At 69.5% G+C, this 4,556-nt stretch carries 4 protein-coding genes; all 4 read left to right on the forward strand.

Going from position 1 to position 4,556, the window contains the following annotated elements:
- Positions 1 to 28 precede the first annotated feature (28 nt).
- The 4 genes from DN051_RS43195 to DN051_RS43210 all read left to right on the forward strand — a co-directional run bounded on the left by DN051_RS43195 (position 29) and on the right by DN051_RS43210 (position 4,519).
- Positions 29 to 538, forward strand: coding sequence for a type VII secretion system-associated protein (locus DN051_RS43195; protein ID WP_112443191.1), 510 nt, complete (start codon positions 29 to 31; stop codon positions 536 to 538).
- 63 nt (positions 539 to 601) lie between these two features.
- Positions 602 to 3,604 carry an AAWKG family protein gene (locus tag DN051_RS47415; protein WP_112443192.1) on the forward strand — a complete coding sequence of 1,001 codons (3,003 nt, stop codon included), beginning with the start codon at positions 602 to 604 and terminating at the stop codon, positions 3,602 to 3,604.
- A gap of 116 nt (positions 3,605 to 3,720) precedes the next feature.
- Positions 3,721 to 4,176, forward strand: coding sequence for a YbaB/EbfC family nucleoid-associated protein (locus DN051_RS43205; RefSeq protein WP_112443193.1), 456 nt, complete (start codon positions 3,721 to 3,723; stop codon positions 4,174 to 4,176).
- Between the two features lie 4 nt (positions 4,177 to 4,180).
- On the forward strand, positions 4,181 to 4,519 hold the full coding sequence (locus DN051_RS43210; protein ID WP_112443194.1) for a hypothetical protein: 339 nt from the start codon (positions 4,181 to 4,183) through the stop codon (positions 4,517 to 4,519).
- The last annotated feature ends 37 nt before the right edge of the window (positions 4,520 to 4,556 follow it).

The raw sequence follows: 4,556 nt of genomic DNA on the forward strand, positions 1-4,556 counted from the left end.
TGACGCCTTATGAAAGGACCATCCACGCATGCCCGTCATCAGTTTTGACGCCGAGGGAATCCGTTCCTTCCGCGACGTCGACGTTGCTGATTTCCTTCGTGAGCTGGACCGCATCAGGCAGGGGGACTGGGCCCCGTCCCTCATCGGTCTGCTGACCGGTGAGGAGGCGGACGACGGCGCTCGGCAGCAAGACCCCATGCTGGTCATCGGCCAGATGACCTCCGGTTCGGTCAACGGAGGGCCCCTGCTGGCCCGGGTGCGCGAACAGGCGCAGGACATCGACGCCATCCTTCAGCAGGACCATCGGGAACTCTTCCCCGAGATTTCCGAGGCACTCGGCGAAATCATCACCGATTTCCTCTCCAACCAGGGGGTCAATCTCCAGGCGATTTCGGCTGAGGACTTCCTGGAGTATCTGGACGGGGTGGAGAGCGCCTTGGGCGGGACCCCCGATCCGAGCGGTGCCGATGCGCCCGGGAACACCTCCGGCTCGTCCGACGACTCGGATTCGTCCAGCGAGTCCGACTCCTCGGTCTGATCCGTCCTGGTCCGGACCGTCCCTTCATCGAGCTCACCCTGAGAGAAACGCCAAGAGAGCGTCATGCCTGAGAATGAGGAATCCGAGGCCGGCGGCGGTGCTTCAGCCGCCAACGACTCCTGGGGCAGGGCCGTCACCCTGCTGACCGGCTACCCCATGCCCAACCGTGAGCGCCTGTTCGAAGACCTCACGAGCCAGCACGGCATTCCTCTCTTCGACATCGTCGGCATCGACCACTGGCCGATCGAGCCGACCACGAGCGTGCAGTGGGGTTGGCAGACTCACGGCTTCGACTTCGTCATGCCGTTCTACGAAACCCTCGGCGGTAACGGCGCACACACCGGGGTCCGGATGCGAGGCGTCAACATCCGGTTCATCGGCACCAACGGCCGCCCGCTCTTGGGTCCCGGCGGCACCCTGTCGGAGGGTGCCGCCGCCGCGGAGGCCGGCTCGCAGTGGGACCGGGGGAGGCTCGCAGGCTACATGACCGGACCCACCGTCGCCCTGGATGCGCTGCTGCGCCCGCCCAACTACTCGACTCGCCGTGTGACGTTCGCCGGGCTCTCCGTCCCCGACTCGAACCACGTCAGCCTCGACTCCTTCCAGCGCACCGGCATGGCCTTCGATCGTGCCACGCTCTTCTTCCAAGGGCGGGCGGAGGTCCTGGAGGCATGGGAGAGGTCCTTCGGCGAGGAGGAGTCTCCGTGGCGGGGCCAGGCGGCCGGTGCGTTCTGGGACTTGGTCCACATCATCCGCCGGAACTACGACGGCTACGTAGATCAAATGGGGGGCCGCGACTTCACTTCCGGGCGTACCTTCATGAACGGTCACGCCCCGCGCTCGCAGATCGCGGACTCGCTGGCCTGGGCGCAGGAGGCGCTGCGGCACGGGGCGGCGTCGCTGCGTGCCGCCTGGGACCACTGGGCGGCCGACGGCTGGCACGACCCGTATCGCTGGGTGCTCGCCGAGATCGAGGAATTCGCCAACTGGATCATCGCCAACAACCACCCCTACATCGTGGTGAACGACAACAGCGCCGGGGCTTCGTACGCGGAGGGCTTCTCCAGCAACGTTCGTACCCTCGAGCCGTTCCGTCAGGATCACGAGTGGGGTCCCCTCGCCTACCCGTCGACCTGGGTGCAGGTGGGCAGGACGGCCATCGCCAAGTGGAACCAGCACGTCGACACCACGATCGGCCTGGTGGCGGAGCAGGTCACGGGCAACCTCAGCAGCAACTGGCGGCAGGCCCAGGAGACCGTGGGCGACCGGGTAGAGAAAGTGGCCACGGAAACGCCCAGTCAGATTCACAACGGAACGGCCGGCGGTGGCCTGTCCCCGGACCTCTTCGAGCTTCTTGGCCTCGATGGCCCACCCGGTGGTGGTGGTCTGTTGAACGGGGATGCCGGTCTGGGTGGGCTTCCGGGTGGTGGCGGTGGTGGTCTGCTGAACGGGGATGCCGGTCTGGGTGGGCTTCCGGGTGGTGGCGGTGGTGGTCTGCTGAACGGGGATGCCGGTCTGGGTGGGCTTCCGGGTGGTGGCGGTGGTGGTCTGCTGAACGGGGATGCCGGTCTGGGCGGGCTTCCGGGTGGTGGCGGTGGTGGTGGCGGTCTCCTGAACGGAGATGCCGGTCTGGGCGGACTCCCTGGCACCGATGGCCCGCTGGGCGGGGACGCAGGTGTGCCTGCCGACGGCGGTGGCGGTCTCCCCTCCATTCCGCTGAATCCCGGACTGCCCCTGTTCCCGGGTTCCGGCGGCGGCAGCAGTGATGGTGGCGGAGCGGTGCTGCCGCCTCCCGTGACGCGGCTCAACCAGGACGGCACCCTGACCACCACCTACGGGAACGGCTCCTCGGTCACCCTCAACCCCCGCCAGGGAACAGCCGTCACGACCAGGCCCGACGGGTCCGTCGTCACCGCGGATCTCGGTGACGGCCCGCTGCTGAACCCCGACGGCAGTGTCACGGTCGCCGGCCCGGACGGGTCGATCACCACAACGGACCGGGACGGAACCGTCCGGGTGCTCGACCCGGACACCGGCACACTCACCGAGCTGGCTCCGGACGGCACCCTGACCACCAGCTTCCCCGACGGCACCGCGGTCGAAGTCGACCCGGACTCCGGGCTCGCCACCGCCACCGACGCGGACGGCGGCACCACGACCACCGATCTCAACAACGGGCCACTGGAGGCGCCGGACGGCAGCACCATGGCGCTCGCCCCGGACACCGGGGCGCTCACCATCACGCACCCCGACGGCACGACCGTCACGCTCGACCCCGCCACCGGCAATCTGGTCACCGAGCATCCCGACGGCACGGTCACCACTCTCAATCCGAACACCGACAGCCTCACCACCACGGATCCGGACGGCACCACCGAGACCACCGACCTCAACGGTCCGTCCCTGCCCGACACCGGCCAGGTCCCCGACATCGCCCTCCCGCCCTCGGCTGCCCCCGGCGGCGGCCTGCACCTGCCGGACGACCTCAACGTCCAACTGCCCGAGTTCGACGGGGGCGGCTCCGGTACGTCCGGTGGCGGCAGTCTCCTCAACAGCGGCCTGGACACGGTGGGCGGTGCCGGAGCCGGTGGCGCCGAGGAGAACGCCTACTTCGACGAGAACCAGGACGGCGCCGCCGGACGAGGTATCGGATCGCCGGCGCCCGCCACCGCCGGGATGGGCGGTGGCGCACTGCTCAACCCGGACGCAGGTAGCGCACCGATGTCTCCCGGCATGATGGGGCCGGGCATGATGGGGCCGGCCGGAGCCGGCTCGGGCGGCGGCAAGGAAGGCGGGGCGGAGCGCCAACGAGAGGTCTACGCGGGCACCCACGGCTCCTCGGGCATCACCCCCCGGCGCAACGGCCGCACCGCGGCGCCGGACGACGAGGACGTGGTCATCACCCGGGGCCGCACCAGCACGAGCTCCGGTGCGTACGGAGGAGCCGGCGGGGGCCCGCAACGGCGTACCGAGAGCGCCGAGCGCACCCGCGACAGCTGGAAGCCCGAGGACGAGGACGTGTGGGGCACCGACGAAGGCGGCGCCCCGGCCGTCATCGGCCGCTGACCGCGTCCCACGGGCGACTCACCGCCTCCCCTGGGCGACCCACCGACTCCCCTGGGCCGCCCTACCACCTCCTGTAGGCGTCCCGGCGCCCGAGCACACGAGGGCAGGAAGATCAGATGACAGGTATGGACTCCATGCAGCAGCGCCTGGCCGAGGCCATGGAGCAGCTCAGCGCGACGGAGACCGCGGTCGCACGGGCCGAAGAAGAGCTCCTGGGCTCGTCGTGCACCGTGAAGTCGACCGACCGTTCCGTGGAAGTCACGGTCGATGCCCAGGGCAGCCTGGTCGCGATGCGATTCCTCGGGGGGCTGTACCGGGACATGACGGCCCCGGAACTGGCGGCCAGCGTCCTGGAAGCCGTGGAACGCGGCAGGACGATCATGGCGCGCCAGGTGATGAGCGTCCTTGACCCGCTCACCCGGGCTCTGCCCGCCATACCGGAGATGCCCGGCCTCACCGTGGACTGGGGGAAGATCTTCGGCCCGGGTGTCCTGGCGGAGCCCGACGACACCGACGTCCGCTACTCCCAGCGCAAGTTGAGGGACGAGATCAGCGAGGACGAGGGGGAGTAGCGGCATGCCCGAGGTCTCCGCGGAAACGGCCCGCATCCGCCAGGCGATCGACACCATCGCCGCGTACGCCGAATACGCCGAAGCGATCGGCCAGAACTTCCGGGCAGGTATCGCTCCCACGCGTGCCTGGCCCGGGGAGAACGACGACTTCGCCCGCCAGATCCGCCCGATCGAACGGCAGGAGGCCGACACAGCCAGGAGCACCAGCGCCGGCCTTGCCGCGGTCGTCGCCGGAATTCAGCGCGGGGTGGACATGACCCTGGGCGCACTGACCGGGATGCAGGGAGACGCCCTCGACGCCATCGACGAGCATGCCAACCGGCAGCGCAACGGCCGCAGCTGACCTTCCGTTCGTACGCAGAGACCCCGACTGGTGAGCC

Origin of the sequence: Streptomyces cadmiisoli (assembly GCF_003261055.1) — a bacterium.
Taxonomy (GTDB): domain Bacteria; phylum Actinomycetota; class Actinomycetes; order Streptomycetales; family Streptomycetaceae; genus Streptomyces; species Streptomyces cadmiisoli.